At 65.4% G+C, this 17,993-nt stretch carries 20 protein-coding genes and 1 tRNA gene; 10 read left to right on the forward strand and 11 right to left on the reverse strand.

Annotated elements, in window-relative coordinates; translation table 11 throughout:
* Positions 1-21: 21 nt before the first annotated feature.
* Positions 22-1,659, reverse strand: coding sequence for an ABC transporter permease (locus CXR00_RS04480; RefSeq protein WP_104053280.1), 1,638 nt, complete (start codon positions 1,657-1,659; stop codon positions 22-24).
* Positions 1,656-2,591: an ABC transporter ATP-binding protein gene (locus tag CXR00_RS04485; RefSeq protein WP_104053281.1), complete on the reverse strand. Its 936-nt coding sequence runs from the start codon at positions 2,589-2,591 to the stop codon at positions 1,656-1,658. Before CXR00_RS04485 ends, CXR00_RS04480 begins: the two co-directional genes overlap by 4 nt.
* A gap of 169 nt (positions 2,592-2,760) precedes the next feature.
* Here CXR00_RS04485 and CXR00_RS04490 point away from each other — a divergent pair, with 169 nt between their 5' ends.
* Both CXR00_RS04490 and CXR00_RS04495 read left to right on the forward strand, forming a co-directional pair.
* A complete protein-coding gene (locus CXR00_RS04490) occupies positions 2,761-3,192 on the forward strand; it encodes a LexA family transcriptional regulator (protein ID WP_258060266.1) in 432 nt (143 codons plus the stop codon).
* An 8-nt stretch (positions 3,193-3,200) separates the two neighbouring features.
* Positions 3,201-4,487, forward strand: coding sequence for a Y-family DNA polymerase (locus tag CXR00_RS04495; RefSeq protein WP_104053283.1), 1,287 nt, complete (start codon positions 3,201-3,203; stop codon positions 4,485-4,487).
* On the opposite strand, the gene CXR00_RS04500 is transcribed toward CXR00_RS04495, so the two are convergent.
* A complete protein-coding gene (locus tag CXR00_RS04500; protein WP_181032470.1) occupies positions 4,484-4,858 on the reverse strand; it encodes a PadR family transcriptional regulator in 375 nt (124 codons plus the stop codon). The two genes, CXR00_RS04495 and CXR00_RS04500, sit on opposite strands and share 4 nt — an antisense overlap.
* Before the next feature lie 2 nt (positions 4,859-4,860).
* Positions 4,861-5,313, reverse strand: a complete 453-nt coding sequence (locus tag CXR00_RS04505) for a hypothetical protein (protein ID WP_104053285.1) — start codon at positions 5,311-5,313, stop codon at positions 4,861-4,863.
* A gap of 85 nt (positions 5,314-5,398) precedes the next feature.
* Between CXR00_RS04505 and arfB the strand changes: the two genes are divergently transcribed.
* A complete protein-coding gene (arfB, locus tag CXR00_RS04510) occupies positions 5,399-5,821 on the forward strand; it encodes an alternative ribosome rescue aminoacyl-tRNA hydrolase ArfB (RefSeq protein WP_104053286.1) in 423 nt (140 codons plus the stop codon).
* Here the strand turns inward: arfB and CXR00_RS04515 are convergent.
* Positions 5,818-6,720 carry an NAD(P)-dependent oxidoreductase gene (locus CXR00_RS04515; RefSeq protein WP_104053287.1) on the reverse strand — a complete coding sequence of 301 codons (903 nt, stop codon included), beginning with the start codon at positions 6,718-6,720 and terminating at the stop codon, positions 5,818-5,820. The two genes, arfB and CXR00_RS04515, sit on opposite strands and share 4 nt — an antisense overlap.
* Before the next feature lie 228 nt (positions 6,721-6,948).
* Here CXR00_RS04515 and CXR00_RS04520 point away from each other — a divergent pair, with 228 nt between their 5' ends.
* Positions 6,949-7,272, forward strand: coding sequence for a hypothetical protein (locus CXR00_RS04520; RefSeq protein ID WP_104053288.1), 324 nt, complete (start codon positions 6,949-6,951; stop codon positions 7,270-7,272).
* 83 nt (positions 7,273-7,355) lie between these two features.
* On the opposite strand, the gene CXR00_RS04525 is transcribed toward CXR00_RS04520, so the two are convergent.
* A tRNA-Ala gene (locus CXR00_RS04525) sits at positions 7,356-7,428 on the reverse strand.
* Between the two features lie 230 nt (positions 7,429-7,658).
* Between CXR00_RS04525 and CXR00_RS04530 the strand changes: the two genes are divergently transcribed.
* Complete coding sequence (locus CXR00_RS04530; RefSeq protein WP_104053289.1) at positions 7,659-8,078, forward strand: four-helix bundle copper-binding protein; 420 nt, start codon at positions 7,659-7,661, stop codon at positions 8,076-8,078.
* 37 nt (positions 8,079-8,115) lie between these two features.
* Here the strand turns inward: CXR00_RS04530 and CXR00_RS04535 are convergent, their stop codons facing one another.
* Positions 8,116-8,631 (reverse strand): DUF664 domain-containing protein, encoded by a 516-nt coding sequence (locus CXR00_RS04535; protein WP_104053730.1) that lies wholly within the window; start codon positions 8,629-8,631, stop codon positions 8,116-8,118.
* Positions 8,632-8,836: 205 nt separating this feature from the next.
* Between CXR00_RS04535 and CXR00_RS18005 the strand changes: the two genes are divergently transcribed.
* The 5 genes from CXR00_RS18005 (at position 8,837) to CXR00_RS04555 (ending at position 13,313) form a co-directional block, all read left to right on the forward strand.
* A complete protein-coding gene (locus tag CXR00_RS18005) occupies positions 8,837-9,061 on the forward strand; it encodes a hypothetical protein (RefSeq protein ID WP_146068446.1) in 225 nt (74 codons plus the stop codon).
* Between the two features lie 39 nt (positions 9,062-9,100).
* Positions 9,101-9,856, forward strand: coding sequence for an IclR family transcriptional regulator (locus tag CXR00_RS04540; RefSeq protein WP_104053290.1), 756 nt, complete (start codon positions 9,101-9,103; stop codon positions 9,854-9,856).
* Between the two features lie 70 nt (positions 9,857-9,926).
* Positions 9,927-11,852 (forward strand): heavy metal translocating P-type ATPase, encoded by a 1,926-nt coding sequence (locus CXR00_RS04545; protein WP_104053291.1) that lies wholly within the window; start codon positions 9,927-9,929, stop codon positions 11,850-11,852.
* 76 nt (positions 11,853-11,928) lie between these two features.
* On the forward strand, positions 11,929-12,924 hold the full coding sequence (corA, locus tag CXR00_RS04550) for a magnesium/cobalt transporter CorA (RefSeq protein WP_104053292.1): 996 nt from the start codon (positions 11,929-11,931) through the stop codon (positions 12,922-12,924).
* A 2-nt stretch (positions 12,925-12,926) separates the two neighbouring features.
* Complete coding sequence (locus tag CXR00_RS04555) at positions 12,927-13,313, forward strand: META domain-containing protein (protein WP_258060300.1); 387 nt, start codon at positions 12,927-12,929, stop codon at positions 13,311-13,313.
* Between the two features lie 4 nt (positions 13,314-13,317).
* Here CXR00_RS04555 and CXR00_RS04560 read toward each other — a convergent pair whose 3' ends face one another.
* From CXR00_RS04560 to CXR00_RS04575, 4 genes are all read right to left on the reverse strand, one after another.
* Positions 13,318-14,427 (reverse strand): alcohol dehydrogenase catalytic domain-containing protein, encoded by a 1,110-nt coding sequence (locus CXR00_RS04560; RefSeq protein WP_104053293.1) that lies wholly within the window; start codon positions 14,425-14,427, stop codon positions 13,318-13,320.
* Positions 14,424-15,776 (reverse strand): MFS transporter, encoded by a 1,353-nt coding sequence (locus tag CXR00_RS04565; RefSeq protein ID WP_104053732.1) that lies wholly within the window; start codon positions 15,774-15,776, stop codon positions 14,424-14,426. The genes CXR00_RS04560 and CXR00_RS04565 overlap by 4 nt, the downstream gene beginning before the upstream one ends.
* Positions 15,777-15,937: 161 nt before the next feature.
* A complete protein-coding gene (locus CXR00_RS04570) occupies positions 15,938-16,900 on the reverse strand; it encodes a glycosyltransferase family 2 protein (protein ID WP_104053294.1) in 963 nt (320 codons plus the stop codon).
* Between the two features lie 110 nt (positions 16,901-17,010).
* Positions 17,011-17,892, reverse strand: a complete 882-nt coding sequence (locus CXR00_RS04575; protein ID WP_104053295.1) for a manganese catalase family protein — start codon at positions 17,890-17,892, stop codon at positions 17,011-17,013.
* Positions 17,893-17,993: the final 101 nt, after the last annotated feature.

The raw sequence follows: 17,993 nt of genomic DNA on the forward strand, positions 1-17,993 counted from the left end.
GCCTGCATCCGGGTGCCCTGATCACCCGATCCCGACGTCGCGCCGCCGGAAACCCGTAAAACCCGCCGCGACGAGGACTGCTGCACCCGCCGTCAGAACCGCCAGCGGGGCAGCCTCCGGATCGGCGCTGGGCACCAGCGCCACATGGGCGAGGGGTGACAGGTCCATGGCCCAATCGGGCAGAGCCAGCAGCTGTCCCAGAAAGAGCACAATGGCGCTCCACACCACCGGCGCCCACGCCAGTGCAGCGAGCCGGGGAACCAGGCCGTAGAGGGCCGCCGCGACGCCGGCGGACAGGGCGATGGCGGGCAAATACGTCAGCGCAGCAAGGGTCAGCTCGCCCGCCCATCCGCCGTCGCCGGTTCCCGCGGCCACTCCCAAACCTGCGCCGAGCCCCACGACGGCGGTCATCAGGACGGTCTGCCCGGCCACCACAGCGAGCCATCCCGCAAGCAGCCCGGTCCGGGAACTGCCGGTGGCGAGCAGCTGCTCGACACGGCCCGCGTCCTCCTCTGCACGCAGCCGCAGGACGGCCGAGACGCTGAAGAGGAGCGGGGCAACGATGACGAAGGAGACGATGGCGGACGCAAAACTGGTGGTCACATCCGCCAGGTCCACGGTGATGAAATCCGCCAGCTGCGGGAGATCGGAGAATGATTCCTCCAGGGAATTGGCCAGCGCCCCAAAAGCGGCCGCGAACAGGAAAGCGGAGACGGTCCAGGTGGCAAAGGAGCCGCGCAGCAGCCGGCCGGCCAGACCCGCCGGGGAAAGCAGGGCGGGCCTGGCGGTTGCCGGACCGGGCCGGGGCGTCCGCAGCCCGGCGCCAAGGTCCCGCCGCCGGGCCAGCTCCACGGCGAGCACCAGCAGTATTGCCGTGGCCGCAACCGAGAGGAGCAGCGGCCACCAGCGCAGGTCCACCCAGAGGCGGGTCTGCTGCGGCCAGGCAAGCGGGGAGGACCAGGACAGCCAGGATCCCTGGTTGTTGATGACGTCGCCGATTCCCCGGATCAGGAAGGCGGCAGTCAGAACCGCCATTGCCGTGCCGGTGGCTCCCCGCGCGTGCTCATTGAGCTGGGCGGCAACCGCGGCAACCGCACCGAAAACCATGCCGGTGAGTGCGGTCCCGGCGCCCAGGGCAAGCGAACTGGCAGGGTCCAGGGACGCTGTGCCCGCGAGCGCCGCCACAACGGCCGCCCCGACCGCGGCATTGGCGACGGCGACTGTGATGATTGCGGCGGCGGCCGGTGCAAAAGGGCCCACCGGCAGGGCGCGGAGCATTTCCATCCGGCCGGATTCCTCCTCCGCCCTGGTATGCCGCACCACGAGGAGGATGCTCATGATGGCGGCGGCCAGATAGAGGTACAAGGAGAGTTCGTTGGCGACCATCGCGCCGAACGTGTAATTCTCCAGTCCAAAGGCCGGTCCGGTCATCATGACCGTGGCCGGGTTGTCCATGAGCGACGCCCGGGCCTGCAGTGATTCCGGGGTGGTGTAGGTCGTCTCGAAAGTGGCCATGGACCCGGCAACGCCTGTGCCGACGGCCAGGGTCCAGACCGGAATAATGATCCGATCCAGCCTCAGGTGCAGCCGCAGCAATCCGCCGGTGGCAGCCCACGGGTTGCGGAAGGACTGCCGGCGGGCAGTGGGTGGTGCGCTCATTGCTCTGCTCCCGCCTCGTCACCGTAGTGGCGCAGGAACAGCTCCTCCAGTGACGGCGGGGCAATGGTCAGGTTTTGCACGCCGGCTTCGGCCAGCAGTGCCAGGATGCTGTTCACCTGCGCATTGTCGACGTCGAACCGCAGATATCCGTGCTCCGCACTGAGGTTGTGCACCCCCGGTGCAGCGGCCAGCGCGGCCGGATCCGCCGTCGTCGTCGCCGTGACCGTGGACCGGGTGAGGTGGCGCAGCTGGGCCAGGGTGCCGGTTTCCACGTCGCGGCCGGAGCGGATGATGGTGACGGTGTCGCACAGCTTTTCCACCTCGGCGAGGATGTGGCTGGACAGCAGCACGGTACGTCCCTCGCTGCGCAGGTTCCGGATCTCCTCGGTGAACGCAGCCTCCATGAGCGGATCGAGGCCCGAGGTGGGTTCATCGAGCAGGAACAGCTCAGCGTCTGAGGCGAGCGCGGCGACCAGCGCCACCTTTTGCCGGTTGCCTTTGGAATAGGTGCGCGCCTTCTTGGTGGGGTCCAGCTCAAAGCGTTCCAGCAGTTCAGCGCGTCGTGCCGCCTGCCGCTTCGCGTCCCGGTCCTTCCCCGCGTACCGTTTGCCGGCATGTAGCCGGGTGAAGATGTCAATGGCTTCCCCGCCCGTCAGGTTCGGCCAGAGGGTGGTGTCCCCGGGAACGTAAGCGATCCGGCGGTGGACGGCGACGGCGTCCGCCCAGGGATCCATGCCCAGCACCGCGGCGGTTCCGGCGTCAGCGCGCAGCACGCCCAGCAGCACCCGGATGGCGGTGGATTTCCCGGCTCCGTTGGGCCCCAGAAATCCGGCGACCTGTCCCTCCTCCACCGTGAGCGAGAACCCGTCCAAAGCGCGCGTAGAGCCGATGGTCTTGACGAGGTTGGTCGTTTCGACAGCGGGCTGGTTCATGGGAGCTCCGGTGGCATGAGACGCGGCCGGGGCCCGTCTTGCGCCCGGTCTGCCCTGGCTGGCAGCAATGTCCACCCAGTCTGCGGCAACTTGCGCCGTTCGCCAAGGTGTTTTCCATGCTCGGTGCTACCCTGTTGGTATTCGAAGGTGTGTTCTAGGGAGGTGTGCGGTGCCCGTCTTTTCCTCTGGCCCAACTCCGCGACCGGGCGGCGCAAATGACCAACCTCCAGCCCGCGGCGCAACCCTTCCGGCCGGGTTCGCATCACCCGCCCAGGACTATTACGACGCCGGCATTGACCTGAACCGGCACCTGATCCGCGATGCCACGTCCACCTTCATCATGCGGGTTTCCGGCAACGCCATGGACGAAGCCGGCATCAGCGACGGAGACGAGCTGATCGTGGACCGGTCGCTGACACCCAAAGACGGGTCGGTGGTTGTTGCCGTTCTGAACGGAGAGCTGATCATCCGGCGGTTGCTGTTGACCGGCCAGGGGATCTTCCTGCACGCGGACAGCCCGGATTCAGAAGACATCCGGGTACCGGATCCCGCGGAACTGTCCGTCTGGGGTGTCGTGACCCGGTGCCTGCACCATGTCTAGGCCGTCTCATGGCTGAGCAGCACCGCATCGCACTGGTGGACGTAAACAGCTTCTACGTCTCCTGCGAGCGCGTTTTTGACCCGAAGCTGGCCGGCATTCCCGTGGTTGTGCTCTCCAACAACGACGGCTGCGTGGTGGCCCGCTCCGATGAGGCCAAGGCCCTGGGCATCAAGACGGGTGAGCCGTGGTTCAAGCTGGCCGAGGCCGCTCCCAAGCTGGGTCTGGTACAGCGCTCGAGCAACTATGAGCTGTACGGGGACCTGAGCTCGCGCGTGATGCAGCTGCTGGCACGCTTCTCCTCCGAGCAAGAGATTTACTCCATCGACGAGTGTTTCCTGCACCTGCACGGCACCGATGAGGAACTGCGGACCCGGGGCACTGACATCCGGGCTGCCGTGGCGAAGAACATCGGCCTGCCGGTCTGCGTGGGAATCGGCCCCACCAAAACCCTGGCCAAATTCGCGAACCGGATCGCCAAGCAGAATCCCCACATGGGAGGCGTCTGCAACCTCGACACCCTGGATCCCGCCGTCGTCGACACAATTATGTCCCGCGTGCCGGTCACCGGCCTGTGGGGCGTGGGCGCGCGCAACGGTGTCCGGCTGAATGCGCTGGGCATCCACACTGTCGCGGATCTGCGCGCCGCCGATACCGCCGCGATCCGTGCGAAGTTCTCCGTGGTGCTGCAGCGCACGGTGCTGGAACTGAACGGCACCGCCTGCATTCCCATGGAAACCGAGTCTGCAGACAAGCAGCAGGTCCTCTTTTCACGCAGCTTCGCGACGCCGGTGACTACACAGGAATCGATGCGCCAGGTCATGAGCCTGTACGCCCAAAAAGCGGCCATCCGACTGGCCAAGGAGGGACAGCTGGCCAGCGTCATGACGGTTTTTGCGTCCACCTCGCGGTTCAGCGGCACTGAAGCATCTTCCCCCTCGGCCACGGTCCGGCTTCAGCGGCCCACCGCGGATCCCCTGGTGCTCACCCGGGCCGCGATTGACGCCATGGATCCCCAGGTGGTGGAGGGTGCCCGGTATGCCAAGGCCGGAATCATGCTCACGGGCCTCTCCCCCGCCGGCGCCGAGCCGGTGTTCGACCTGTTCGATGCCGGACCGGAGCAGAAGGACATCGGGCCGCTGCTGGCGCAGGTCACCGACAAGTACGGTGCTGCCAGCATTGGCCTGGGACTGGCCGGGATGTCCACAGCCAAGCCGGACTGGACCATGGCGCGGAACTTCGCTTCCCCGCGCTACACCACCGAGTGGTCCGATCTTCCGGTGGTGAAGGCGGTTTAGCGGCCAGGTTTCCTGCCGGCTCCAGGGTCTGGAAATTCAACCAGGCTGGCGGTGATTCCGGCAAGGAACTGCGACCCCAAGCCTGTCAGGGAGATCTCCTTGCGCTTTGCCCCGGTGCGCGGGACATCGACCTCCGCACTGTGCAGGAGACCGGTGTCCTGCAGCCTTTTCAGGGTGCGGTAGAGACTGCGCTCGGTGATCTGCCAGCCGGTGCCTGCTGCAACCTCTTCTGCAACCCTGGCCACCGTCACCGGTTGATGCTCGGCCACTGCCCGCAAAACCACCGGCGTCAGCATGGATTTCTTGTAGGTCTCCACCCAGGATTCGACCCGGGCTTGAACCCATTCCTGTTCCTCAACGGGTCGGGCCACGCTCAGTCTTCCCATCCGCGGCCCAGCACGACGCCGGCGAGGTGGACGAGGAGCCCGACTCCCCAGGCGGCACTCATCACGAGCGTGGCGCCGAACCAGGGGGTGGATAGCAGCTCATGGGCCGCGGCGCCGTCGGCTCCGCCGGTCGAACCCAGCGAAAGCGCACGGATGACGGCGTGCAGGTTGAAGGATGCCGTTACGGTGACAAAAGCGAGGGTGTGCGCAATGGCCAGGCCAAAGCGGATCTTGGTGAGTTTGCGGTAGTTGCGCCAAAACCAGACGGCAATTCCGGCTGCAACCAGGGCAGTGAGGATCCCGGCGAGAAGGGTAATGTCTCCTCCGGTGAAGGCGATCGCGGCTTGGACGCCCGCCATGGCGGCGACCAGAACCAGCAGATACGGCAGGAGCACGGTGCGTGCATTGACGGTTGGCTGAGGCAGGGTGTTTGTAGTCATGGGTGGCACTGTACCAATGGCACACTACCGATGGAAGAGTGGTTGTCACGGTGCTGCACCGGCTAACCCATGCGAGGCTGGGGGTATGGACTTGATGGTGTCGCCCGCGCTCACGATTCCCGCGTCGGAACTGACCTGGCGTTTCTCGCGCTCATCCGGCCCCGGCGGGCAGCACGTCAACACCTCCGACAGCCGGGCAGGACTGTCCTGGAATGTGGCTGCCTCGACGTCCCTGACCGATACCCAGCGGCAGATCCTGCTGCGGCGCCTCAAAAGGCACCTGATTGCCGGAACCGTCACCGTCACCGCTTCGGAACAGCGCTCCCAGCTGCGCAACCGGGAGATCGCCCTCACCAAGCTTGCCGAGATGGTGGCGGACGGCCTCGCCCCGGAGGCAGCAGCCCGGCGGAAAACCAAACCCACCCGGGGCTCGAACTACCGGCGCCTCGACGCCAAGAAGCAGCGGTCCGCCACCAAGCGTCAGCGGCAGCGGCCTCCGACCGATTAGCCGGCTGCGCCGTCGTCCTTATGAAGGGCCTTTCCGTCGGCGTCCAGGTAGTCACGCCAGGAACGCTTGGGCTGCCAGCCGAGCATGCGCTGGGCCTTGGCGCTGGAGATGCCGGAAGCGTCGGGCCGGTCAAGATCGCGCAGTTCGATCCGGTCGCCGTAGTACTTCGTCAGCACCTCCGCGAAGTCATGGCCGCCCGCGTTGTCCGGTGAGGCGATGTAGAAGACTTCGTGTCCGGGCAGGTCGGACTCGGCGGCGAGGACAATGGCGTCAGCCAGGTCATACACATCGATGTAGCTCCACAGCCCGGGGCTGAGCACCGAAGCGTCGCGGATCTGCGGGCCCAGATTGTTTTCGTAGTTGCCCTCGAACTGCACCCAGCTGGGCCGGATGGAGATGCATTGAATGTCGGACCGGGCAACAGCGGCGTCCATGAGCTGCTCACTAAAGTGCTTGGCGAGCGCGTAAGGGTCCTGCGGGTGGATCGGGTGTTCTTCATCCACGGGAGCGTACTCCGGAAGGAAATCGCGTTCCGGGAAAAAGAACCCGGGCACCGTTTCGCTGGAAATGAAGACGAAGCGCTGAACGCCGAAGCTGACGGCGGCCTCAAGGACGTTGAAGGTGGACATGAGGTTGTTCTGGAAGACAACCTGGGGAGCATGGCCCGTGGGCTCGGGGATGGCGGCGATGTGCACGACGGCGTCGACTCCGTGCACGACGGCGTACGCTTGCCCGGCATCCGTGAGGTCGGCCATGACGTAGCGGGGCGTGCCTTCCGGCTTCCGTTCGTAGCTTGGCCGGCTGAGGTCGGTGGTGATGACTTCGTGTCCGGCGTCGATCATTGCCTGGGTGGCGGCGCGTCCGACTTTTCCGTGGGCTCCGGTGATGAGGACTTTCATGGTTGCTCCTTGGATGTGACGCACGTCGGATCTGTGCTGTCGGATTCATTGCACGTCGCCCGAGTATAGGGCAAGGAATCGTGCGGGACTCAGCCACATGGCTGTGGGACACACCTTATAAAATTGGGGATATGCCCCGAACCGATGCAATGCAGGTTCGGCCCCGGGAGTCTGGTCGAAAAGTGCCCTCCCAAGCGTCCTCCCTCATCAACTACTGAAAGGAAGACCGTGAGCATCCCGATCCTCGAGTTCGCCTCCCACACCAAAGGCAGGAACGCGCAGGTTCGCATTTTCCACGACCGCATTGAGTGGGAATTGAAGCGGAGCCTGTCCGCCGGCAAACTCACCGCCGGGTTGTTGACCGGGGGCGTATCCCTCCTTGGCACCGGAGTGAAGCACGGAAACGCCTTCACGGAGATGATCCCGCTCAAGAGAGTTTCATCTGTGACCACAAGACGTGACGGAATGATGTACACCATCGTTTCCGTGATCACGACCGGAAACAGCATCGATTTCCGCGTTTCCCACTCCGAGGCAAAGTACGTAACGTAACGGACACGCTGAACCGCCTCATTATGCAGGCATGACTCTTCGGCGTCGTATCGACGTAACTGATTGACCCCGACACAAAAGGGTGGAGCTTAGGGGAATCGAACCCCTGACCTTTTCATTGCGAACGAAACGCTCTACCAACTGAGCTAAAGCCCCAGTCCGGCCAAAGCCGGACAGCCCCGAGGGGCATAACCCCGATTCTAGACCCGGGCACAGGTTCATAGGCAAATCGCCGCAGTGTTCTGGCCCCCCGCAGTGCCTCTGGCCGCTCACGCTCTGGTTCGGCCTTCCGGCCCAGGGCTATCCTGACAGCCCGGGCCGCAGCATCCCCGGCCGCACTCCCGGCGAAACCGCACCGATCAGCGAACGCAACAAGGAGCAGTGCCATGAGCCTCATCGAATCCATCCTCAGTGAACGTCCCGACGGCGCCGGAACGGACCTCGAGGCCGTCTCCACCTGCGTCATTGCCTGCTTTGACTGCGTACAGGTCTGCACCGCCTGCGCCGACGCCTGCCTCAGTGAGGACATGCTCGGCGACATGGTGGAATGCATCCGCAAGGACCTCAACTGCGCCGACATCTGCGCTGCCACCGGCACCGTCGTAGCCCGGGTTGGAACACGGTACGCCGGCTATCCGGACAGCACGGAAGCACTGCTGCGGGCGTGCGCGGCGGCCTGCCGCCAGTGCGCGGAAGAATGCGCCCAGCATGCCGCCGAACACGGACACTGCCGCATCTGTGCGGAAACATGCCGCCGCTGCGCCGCCATGTGCGAGGAACTCCTGGTGGTTATGTCCCGCAGTTGATCAGCGGGCAATTACCAACGACGACGGCGGCCGCCGGCTACAAACCCTCCGCCACCGCCATCCCGCGAAGGTAAGCGGCCTGGCCCACGTGTTCCAAGCCGTCACCGAGGATGCTGATCAGCCGCACTCCGAGGGTTACGGGCGGATCCCAGGCGGTGTCCACCACTTGGTCCAGGTCCGGTCCGGAAAGTCCGGAAACAAAGGCGGCCGTGCGTGAATGCACCGCCTCGTAGTAACCCAGCAGCACATCGGCTGATTGAACCTGTACGGCCGCCACCTGCTCTGAGTTGTGGCCGTATCCGGTGTCTTCAACCGCAAGTGGAAGCCCCACCCGCCCGTACCATCCCTCCGCGGTCCACGCCTGTTCATACCCGGCCAACGGAGCAATCTGGGCATCCTCGCCCCGGGCCAGGTGCCAGATCAGCCACGCGATGGAGTTGCCCTGCGGATAGGGCCGGTGGTTCAGTGCGTCCGCGTCCAAACCGTGGGTGGCGCTTCGGACCGCCTGGGGAAGCCGGCCAAAGGCGTCAATGAGGAGATCGCTCTGTTCCATGTCGGTACTCCAGTCGTAGAGAGGAAAAACTGCCGCGCCGATAAACCGCAGGAGAAGTGCAGCGGCGGCGCCCGGCACACAGGATCGCCGCCATCATTTCACGGGTGCACGCGCCGGGATAGAGCAGCGGCATTGACGGATGCGGCTGAGAAAAAAGCCACTCCCAGCCGGGTGCAATCGGCCCCGGCAGGCTTAACCTTGCCGCATGAGTTGGACCGACGAGCGTCCTCCGTGGCTTCCGCCTCTCCCCTCGCCCAACCGCGGACGCATCCGCATAGTGGTGGGCATGACCATGGTCATTGCCTGCATGCTGGGCATCCTGGTGGTCGCCTTCCTGGGCGAAACCCTGAGCATGTACACCTGGTGGCCGCTGGCCGGCGGGCTCGCCTTCCTCATGTCCGGCCTGCTGAGCCGCCGCCGAATGCCCTAGCTTCGGCCGGCGCCGGGCGTGTCATCCTAAGATGGCTCCATGACTGAACCCTCCGGCCCCGACGGCGCGTCCGCATCTGCCCCTTCCCCGGGGTCCGGCGGAGCCGGATCCTTATCCCAGACCCTCTCGCGCGGCCTGCACGCCCTGGAACTGCTGGCGGAGGCCGAGGCGCCCATGACCATCGCTGAACTGTCGCAGAGCCTCGGCGTCCACCGTTCCATCGCCTACCGAATCCTGCGCACCTTGGAAGCGCATTCGCTGGTGATGCGCGACGACGCCGGCCGGGTGGCGACGGCGCCCGGCCTCGCAGCGCTGGCCCGCGGTGTATCGCGGGACCTCCAGACGGCGGCGCTGCCCGAGCTGACGGTCCTGGCCGAAGAACTCTCCATGACCGCTTTCGTGGCCGTGTGGGACCAGCACGACTGCGTCACGCTGGTGACAGTGGAACCGCGCCACGGCCGCACGGTACTGGTCCAGCGCCCGGGAACCAGGCACTCCTTCGCTTCCGGAGCGCCGGGCATTGCCATCCAGTCCGCTGTGAGCGAGGAACAATGGGCCAAGCTGGCGCCCGGGCAGCCTTACCGGCCGGAATCCACTTTGGCGCGAGCCCGGGGTTATGCGGTCAGCCACGACGAAGTCATCGGCGGAGTCTCCGCCGTCGCGTCTCCCATCACCGTTTCCGGGCAGCTGCCGGCGGCCGTGTCGGTGGTGTACTTCGGCTCCGGCAGGGATGAAGAAACACTGGGCCGGCGGCTGGCAGAAACGGCGCGTTCGATCACCGCACGGATGAACTAAATCCGGCCTCGGAGTTAGGCAAGCCATCTCTTGCTGGCGGGGTCCTTGCGGCAGGCCTATAACGGGAGACATGAGAGTTCTTCGTGCAATCCGGAGGTACCCGGTGGTGGCGGCAACCATCGTCGTCGGCGTGGTGGTTTTTGCGCTGCTGGGCGCCGATCTCAATACCCCCGCCGCATGGATCGCCTCAATTTTCGCCCTGCTGGTCGCCGCTGTAACCAGTGCCCGCATGATCCGTGACATCCTCCGCGGTCACTGGGGGCTGGATATCCTGGCCGTGGTGGCCATCCTGTCCACCGTGGCGGTGGGCGAGTACATTGCCTCCCTGATCATTGTGCTGATGCTCTCCGGCGGCGAGGCGTTGGAAGACTACGCCGCCGGGCGGGCACGCGGGGAGCTGGATGCCCTTCTCGCCCGGGCACCGCAGGCGGCACACCGGCTGCCGCCGAATTCCCAAACGCCTCAGGACATCCCGGCGGGTGCGGTGGTCCCGGGCGATGTGCTGCTGATTAAACCGGCTGAACTGGTCCCGGTGGACGGCGTCCTGCTCAGCCCGGAAGGCAGTTTTGATGAATCCTCGCTGACCGGCGAACCCCTGCCGGTGACCATCACCGAAGGACAAACAGTGATGAGCGGCTCGGTCAACGGATCGCAGGCTGCGCTGATCCGGGCCACCGCGGCCACGGAGGACAGCCAGTACCAGCGAATCGTCGCCCTGGTGCGCGAGGCCGCCGAGTCCAAGGCCCCGGTGGTCCGGCTTGCGGACCGCTTTGCCGTCCCGTTCACTGTCTTCTCCCTCCTCCTTGCCGGCATTGCCTGGTGGGTGAGCGGGGAGCCGGTCCGGTTCGCCGAGGTGTTGGTGCTGGCCACTCCGTGTCCCCTGCTGATCGCCGCACCGGTGGCCTTCATGGGCGGTATGAGCCGGGCCGCCAAGGACGGCATCATCGTCAAGGGCGGGGCAACTCTGCAGCAGCTGGCCGGAGCCCGCAGCATTGCTTTCGACAAGACCGGCACGCTGACCTATGGGAAGCCCGAGCTGACAACTATTCAGCCCGCTTCCTCCTTCGCAGCCGACGACGTGCTGCGGCTGGCTGCCTCGGCCGAGCAATACTCGTCCCATGTGCTGGCCGCCGCCGTGCAAAGTGCCGCCCAGGAGCGCGGACTGCAGCTGAGTCCGGCCACCACCGCTTCAGAGGTTGCGACCAACGGCGTGCGTGCCGTTGTGGATGGCCACACGGTCCTGGTGGGCAAGCGCCGCTTCGTTGCCGCCGAGGCTCCCGACACCGGAGACGGCGGTGAAACGAAGGCCGGCGCCGGGCAGCTCAGGGTTTACGTGGCGGTGGACGGACGCTTCGCCGGCACCCTCCTCCTCAGTGACACGCCGCGGCGGAACGCAAAGGCCACCCTGGAGCAGCTTGCCCGGCTCGGCCTGGAACCGCCCGTCATGCTCACCGGGGACGGCCGCGCCTCTGCTGAAAGCGCCGCGGCGGCTTTGGGGATCCAGCAGGTCCATGCTGAGCTCCTGCCCGAGGACAAGGTCCGGCTGGTGGCAGCGATGCCCTTGCGCCCGGTCATTATGGTGGGCGACGGCGTCAATGATGCACCTGTGCTCGCTGCGGCCGACGTCGGCATTGCCATGGGCGCACGCGGTTCCACTGCCGCCGGGGAATCGGCTGACGCAGTGATCGTGGCGGATGACATTTCCAAGGTGGCCGACGCCGTCGTCATTGGCCGGCGGACGATGCGCATTGCCCTGGGCAGTATCTGGCTGGGCATCTCACTCAGCGTCGGGCTGATGGTGGCCGCTGCCTTCGGATTCATCCCCGCGGTGGCCGGAGCCCTGATCCAGGAGCTCGTGGACCTGGCTGCCATCCTCAACGCGTTGCGCGCCGTGGGCGGCGGATCCGCCGCAGCCCGGCCGCTGGGCCGGATCGACGGCGCCGCGGCAGTCTCCCGGCGTGGTGCCGGGAACGGTTCGGAACTGAATTCCGCGTAACAGCAGGGATAATGAACTTTTGTCCGCGCCGCACCTGCCCGCGGGCGGCAGCAGCCAACAACACGGAGGGACGTCCATGACACTGATCGACAACGGGGTGTATGTGGACGGAAAGCGCCAGCACACACCGGACAGTCTGGATGAAACGTTCGAGCTGACCCGCACTTCCGGCGGCATGGCCTGGATCGGTTTGTACCGCCCCGACGACATTGAGCTGTTGGCCGTCGCCGAGGAATTCGGGTTGAACCTGCTGACCGTGGAGGACGCGCTTGCGGGCCATCAGCGGGCCAAGCTCGAGCACTATGACACCACGCTGTTTACGGTCCTGCGGCCTGCCCGGTACCTGGACGACGTCGAACGCGTCGAGTTCGGCGAGCTGCACCTGTTTGTGGGCCCCAACTTTGTAGTGACGGTGCGGCACGCCGAATCCCCTGACCTGGGTCGTGTCAGGAAGCGGCTGGAACAGGAACCGGACCTGCTGGCCCTCGGTCCGCATGCCGTGCTCTACGCAGTCCTGGACCAGGTGGTGGATGAATACGCACCGGTGGCGGCCGGGCTGGAGAACGACATCGATGAGATCGAGGACCAGCTCTTCGGCGGCGATGTTGAAGTGTCCCGGCGCATCTATGAGCTCTCCCGCGAAGTCATCCAGTTCCAGCGTGCCATTGCACCGCTCGAAGGCATGGTGGGAACCCTGCGGAGCAACACCGGAGAGTTCGGCATTCCGGATCAGCTGCAGGACAACCTGGGCGACGTCCTGGACCACGTCCTGCGTCTGATCGACCGGGTCAACGCCTACCGTGCCCTGCTGGAGAATGCCCTGAACCTCTCCTCCACCCTGGCGTCGAACCGTCTGGCGGAAACCTCGATTGCGCAGAACGAGCAGGTCAAACGCATCTCCTCCTGGGCTGCCATCCTGTTTGCTCCCACCCTGATTGGGGCCATCTACGGCATGAACTTCGATAACATGCCCGAACTGTCCTGGGAGTGGGGGTACCCCTTGGCCCTGGGCGCCATGGTTGTCATGGCGGCAGCTCTGTATCTGACCTTTAAGAGGAACAAATGGCTGTGAGCATGCGACGCCGCCCTGCAGCGCCGCTTCGGACCGCAGCCATGCTGGGGGCGGTGCTGGCGGCAGCCGGACTGTCGTCCTGCGCGGACTCTGCCGGAACACCTTCCTCCTCCGTTGAAGGCAGCTGGGGCAACACCGAGGATTCGGGCATGCCGTCCCTGGTGTTCGAATCCGGCGGCCGGGTGAACGGCACCGACGGCTGCAACGCCCTGGTGGGCCGCTGGGACCAAAAAGGTTCCGCGGTGGAACTGAAAGACATGACCTCCACCTTGGTGGGCTGCATCGGCGTCGACACCTGGCTGTCCGATGCGGCCACCGCCGAGGTTGACGGCGAAAGTCTCGCACTGTTCAACAACGACGGCGACCCCATCGGCACGCTTCAGCGCTAACTAGTCATTCCCCGTCGAAATGGATGATCTGGCGCAGGGCCCGGCCCTCGGCGAGATCGTCCATGGCAGCGTTGATGCCCTCCAGCGGAATCCGGGCCGACACCAGCTTCTCCACCGGCAGCCGTCCCTGGCGCCAGAGGTCGGCAAAGATGGGCACATCACGGGAAGGAACGGCTGATCCCAGATAACTGCCGATAATGGTCCGGGCCTCAGCCACCAGGGTGAGCGGTGAAATCTGCGCCAGGGCCGTCGGAGCCGGCAGTCCCACGGTAATGGTGGTGCCGCCGGGCTCGGTCAGCGCCACAGCGGTCTCAAAGGCCCGGGCATTGCCGGCAGCTTCCACCACGGTGGACGCCGTGATGCCAAGCTCAGCCGCGGCCGCCGGCGTGTAGGCCTCCGCAGCGCCCAGAGCCTGGGCCTGCCCCAGCTTTTCCTCATTCGCGTCGATCCCAATGACCTCGGCGCCGAGGGCGCGTGCCGTGAGCAGGGCAGCCATTCCCACACCGCCCAGGCCCACCACCATCAGGGTGTCCCCCGGCTTTGGTTTGGCCAGGTTGAGCACAGCCCCGCCTCCGGTGAGGACGGCGCAGCCCAGCAAGGCGGCGACCTCCGGCGGCACATCGGCGCCCACCTTCACCACCGACCGCTTGTCCACGACGGCGTGGGTGGCGAAGCCGGAAACGCCCAGATGATGCAGCACGTCTTCGCCGCCGCGGTGCAGCCGGACCTGTCCCGACAGCAGGGTTCCCTTGGTGTTGGAGGCGGTTCCCTCAGTGCAGGGAAGGAGCCCGTTGGACCGGCACCCGCGGCATTCCCCGCACCGGGGAAGGAACGTCATGACAACGCGGTCACCGGGGACGAGCTCCGTCACGGAGTCTCCGACACTTTCCACAATGCCGGCGGCCTCATGGCCCAGAAGCATGGGCACCGGGCGCACCCTGTCGCCGTTGACCACGGACAAATCCGAATGGCAGATCCCGGCGCATTCGATCCGGACCCGGATTTCATCGCCGGCGGGCTCATCCAGTTCCAGGTCACAGATGGTCAGTGGCTTGGAATCCGCGTAGTTGGGTGTCCTGCCGATCTCCTCGAGCACCGCTCCCCGGATTTTCACCGCTTGCTCTTGTGCACTTCATCGACGTGCAGGTCAGCACCCCGGGTTTCCTTCACCATGCTCACCGCAGCGAAGGAGATGACGCAAAGCACCATGATGTAGATGCCGATGGACGGCGACCATCCGGTTTCATTGAGCAGCATCTGCGCGATGGTGGGAGCAAAAGCGCCGCCAAGGATTGCACCCAGCGCATAGCCGATGGACACCCCGGAGTACCGGACCCGGGCGGGGAACATCTCGGCGTACAGCGCCGACTGCGGGCCGTAGGACAAACCCAATCCGATGGTCAGCACAAAGATGGCGACGGCGAACAGGACGATGTTGGCGGTGTCGATGAGCAGGAACATGGGTACGGCCCAGAGGAACACCCAGGCGTAGCCGATCTGGAAGGTCCGGATCCTGCCGATCCGGTCCGAGAGAATCCCGCCGTACATGGTGAAGATCAGCCAGCCGAAGGATCCCAAGGTGGTGGCCAGCAGCACTGAGGGGCGGTGCATCCCCAGCCCGCCGTCGTCTGCCTTGCCGGTGGCATAGGAAGCGAAAAACGCGATGACCAGGTATCCGGCGGCGTTGTTGGCAATGAAGATCAGGGCGCTGAGGACAACTTCGCGGGTGTTGTGCTTGAACAGCTGGGCCAGCGGCGCGGAGGATTCCTTCTTGCGCTCCTGGATTTCCAGGAAGACCGGGCTCTCATCCACGGACCGGCGGATGAAGTACCCCACCCCGATCAGCACCACGGAGAACAGGAACGGGATGCGCCAGCCCCAGGACAGGAACTGCTCTTCGGTGAGGCTGGTGCTGAGCACGTACATGACGAACGTCGCCAGGATCATGCCGATCGGCACGCCGATCTGCGGGTAGGCGCCGAAGAGTCCGCGCTTATTCACGGGTGCGTGCTCCACGGACAACAGGGCCGCACCGCCCCACTCGCCGCCCGCCGAGAAGCCCTGCAGGATGCGCAGCAGCACGAGCAGGATGGGAGCCGCAACGCCGATCTGGGCGTAGGTGGGAACGAGCCCGATGAGTGCCGTCGAAGCACCCATCATCAGCAGGGTGAAGACGAGCATCTTCTTGCGGCCGAGCTTGTCACCGAGGTGCCCGGCGACAACGGCGCCCAGCGGCCGGAACAGGAAGCTGATGCCGATGGTTGCGAAGGACACCACCTGTCCCAGCGGTCCTTCGCTGACCGGGCCGAAATAGAGCGTTGCCAGGACCAGGCCGGCTGCCTGGGCGTAGATAAAGAAGTCGTACCATTCGATGGTGGTGCCCACGAGGGTTCCCGCGAGGACCTTGCGTTCCTCCCGTGACATCTTGCCGGCGGCGGGGGCTCCCGCGATGCTGCTGCTCATGAAAAACTCCATTGTTCATCCGGAGGGCTGGAATAACTGAAAGAACGTTCGGTATGCACCTTGCGGATAAGATACCGGAATTGTGACATAAAACACAGGCTTGCCCGGAGTGTGACTCGGCGCCGCAGATGCAGCAGCGACGGAGGTGCAGCGGTATCGCGTCAAATGATCTTTCGGAGCCGGCGCTGGGAGTGTCCGGCGGTGAGGAGCCGTTTCCCCGCGTAGGGAACTCCGCCCGTCAGCCGCCAGCCCACCGCCAGCCAGATGCTGACCGCACGCTCCGCCACCCACAGCGGAGCCCACAGAGCAGCGTCCGCCTTGAACACCCGCGCTCCGCCCGCCCGGCGCCGGCCAATCTCGGCTGTCATGACGCTGATTGCCGCAACCATCGCCAGCCGTGCCGGTTCCTTCCGGAGCATCAGCAGCAGCGGCAGCAGCGCAGCCTCGGCAGCAAGGCGCCCCGGCTGGGCGAAGTCGTCATAGGCCTGGCGCACCCGCTGGCCCCAGAAGTGACGGGCTGAACAGCAGATCCGGGCGACAAACAGGTCATCCGCCCGAATTTCGCGGCCGCCCGCGGCCCGGATGGTGCGGAGCAGTTCCAGATTTTCGAAGAGGACGTCACCGCTGTAGCCGCCGGCCGCGTGCAGCGTTGACTTGCGGATGGCCAGCGTCCCGGGATAGTCAGAGCCGAGCGCCCTGTTGATCAGTGTTCGGGCGGTATCCCAGCGGGCATGCCACGGTTTTGCGTCCGCGAAATAATTCTGGGGGCGGACGGCGTCGGCGTTTTCGAGCAGCGCGACCACACGCTCGAGAGACTCGCGGGTGTACCGCACATCGTCGTCGGCAATCACCAGGTATTCAAACGCGCTGAGCTGTACCCCCGTCAGCACGCCCTCGACCTTTCCGTTCGCCAAACCCAGCGGATGAGGGCGGCAATGCCGTACGGCCGCGGGGAAAACCTTTGCATGCAGGGAGAATTGAGGGGCGGGAGAACCGTCAACCACCAGGACGGAGATCCACTGGCTCAGCTCTTCCAGATACCGGCAAAGCGAGGCAAGGTCCCCGCCGTCGTTCCATTTGAGCGGCAGGATGTATCCGGCTTCAGCCAGTACCGGACGAACCACAGCGCCACACCTCCCCTGATGAGCCCGCCGCCGGACCGCTTACTGCCATGTGGATGCCGGGGCTGCCGCCGGACCTGTGGACGGCGGCAGCCCCGGCATCAGCTCTTCAGTTACTCCTTGTGCAGCTTGTCCTGAACGCTGCCCGCCACCTTTTCGACTACGTTCGGCAAATCAGTGGTGCCGTAGTAACGCGCGTCCACCCTGGTGGGAGGGGGCATGGGGGCCGACGTCGTCGGCCCGTCATGGTAGGTGAACTCACCGTGTCCGTCCGGAGTGGGGCCGGAAGCCCATGAACCTTCCGAAGCAGTCTTTCCGTCCGAGAAGTTCAAATACTGGTACGAGACGGAGCGTTCTTCCTTCTTGATCGGGAAGTTGGACGGCACCGGAAGGGATTCAGCGCCTTCGGCCTGGAGCTCCCTGGCCGCCGCCAGCCACTGGTTCTGGTGCATGGTGTCGCGGGCCAGCAGAAAGGACAGAAGGTCCCGGACACCATGGTCATCGGTCATATGGTAGAGCCGGGCAACAGCGAGCCTGCCCTGCATTTCGGCGTTGGCATTCGCCGTGAAGTCGGCCAACAGGTTACCGCTGGCGGTGATGTAGCTGCCCTGCCAGGGATTGCCGTTGGAATCCACCGGACGCGCGCCGGCACCGGCCACGATGGCATGCTGCACGTCCATCCCTCCGACCACCGCCGCCACTGTTGGATCATTCTGGACGGCGTCTTCCGTGATTCCCAGCGGCGCCTTCTCCAGCAGCTGGGCAATCATGACGGCCAGCATCTCCACGTGGCCCATTTCCTCTGCCCCGATTCCGAAGAGCAGGTCGCGGTATTTGCCGGGAATGTGCGTGTTCCAGGCTTGGAATTCATATTGCAGGGCAACCGTAATTTCACCGTACTGGCCGCCAAGCACCTCCTGAAGCTTGCGGGCATAGACGGCGTCGGGCTTGTCGGGCGTGGACTTGAATTGGAGTTCCTGCTTGTGGAAAAACATAGATACCTCCGTGAGGGGTTGGAGCACCCGCTTCGGCACCGCTTTGGCAGCAGGCGAGCCGGTGCGCGTACCCTCAACGTAGCCGCGGCAACCCCCGCAGG

The sequence above is a fragment of the Arthrobacter sp. 9E16 genome (genome assembly GCF_002929435.1).
In the GTDB taxonomy this organism is placed as follows: Bacteria; Actinomycetota; Actinomycetes; order Actinomycetales; family Micrococcaceae; genus Arthrobacter_B; species Arthrobacter_B sunyaminii.

Coding starts and splice junctions, on each gene's coding strand:
- CXR00_RS04480 (WP_104053280.1), bottom strand. CDS start 1,659: ATGAGCGCACCACCCACTGCCCGCCGGCAGTCCTTCCGCAACCCGTGG.
- CXR00_RS04485 (WP_104053281.1), bottom strand. CDS start 2,591: ATGAACCAGCCCGCTGTCGAAACGACCAACCTCGTCAAGACCATCGGC.
- CXR00_RS04495 (WP_104053283.1), top strand. CDS start 3,201: ATGGCTGAGCAGCACCGCATCGCACTGGTGGACGTAAACAGCTTCTAC.
- CXR00_RS04505 (WP_104053285.1), bottom strand. CDS start 5,313: ATGACTACAAACACCCTGCCTCAGCCAACCGTCAATGCACGCACCGTG.
- arfB (WP_104053286.1), top strand. CDS start 5,399: ATGGACTTGATGGTGTCGCCCGCGCTCACGATTCCCGCGTCGGAACTG.
- CXR00_RS04515 (WP_104053287.1), bottom strand. CDS start 6,720: ATGAAAGTCCTCATCACCGGAGCCCACGGAAAAGTCGGACGCGCCGCC.
- CXR00_RS04530 (WP_104053289.1), top strand. CDS start 7,659: ATGAGCCTCATCGAATCCATCCTCAGTGAACGTCCCGACGGCGCCGGA.
- CXR00_RS04535 (WP_104053730.1), bottom strand. CDS start 8,631: ATGGAACAGAGCGATCTCCTCATTGACGCCTTTGGCCGGCTTCCCCAG.
- CXR00_RS18005 (WP_146068446.1), top strand. CDS start 8,837: ATGAGTTGGACCGACGAGCGTCCTCCGTGGCTTCCGCCTCTCCCCTCG.
- CXR00_RS04540 (WP_104053290.1), top strand. CDS start 9,101: ATGACTGAACCCTCCGGCCCCGACGGCGCGTCCGCATCTGCCCCTTCC.
- CXR00_RS04545 (WP_104053291.1), top strand. CDS start 9,927: ATGAGAGTTCTTCGTGCAATCCGGAGGTACCCGGTGGTGGCGGCAACC.
- corA (WP_104053292.1), top strand. CDS start 11,929: ATGACACTGATCGACAACGGGGTGTATGTGGACGGAAAGCGCCAGCAC.
- CXR00_RS04555 (WP_258060300.1), top strand. CDS start 12,927: ATGCGACGCCGCCCTGCAGCGCCGCTTCGGACCGCAGCCATGCTGGGG.
- CXR00_RS04565 (WP_104053732.1), bottom strand. CDS start 15,776: ATGAGCAGCAGCATCGCGGGAGCCCCCGCCGCCGGCAAGATGTCACGG.
- CXR00_RS04575 (WP_104053295.1), bottom strand. CDS start 17,892: ATGTTTTTCCACAAGCAGGAACTCCAATTCAAGTCCACGCCCGACAAG.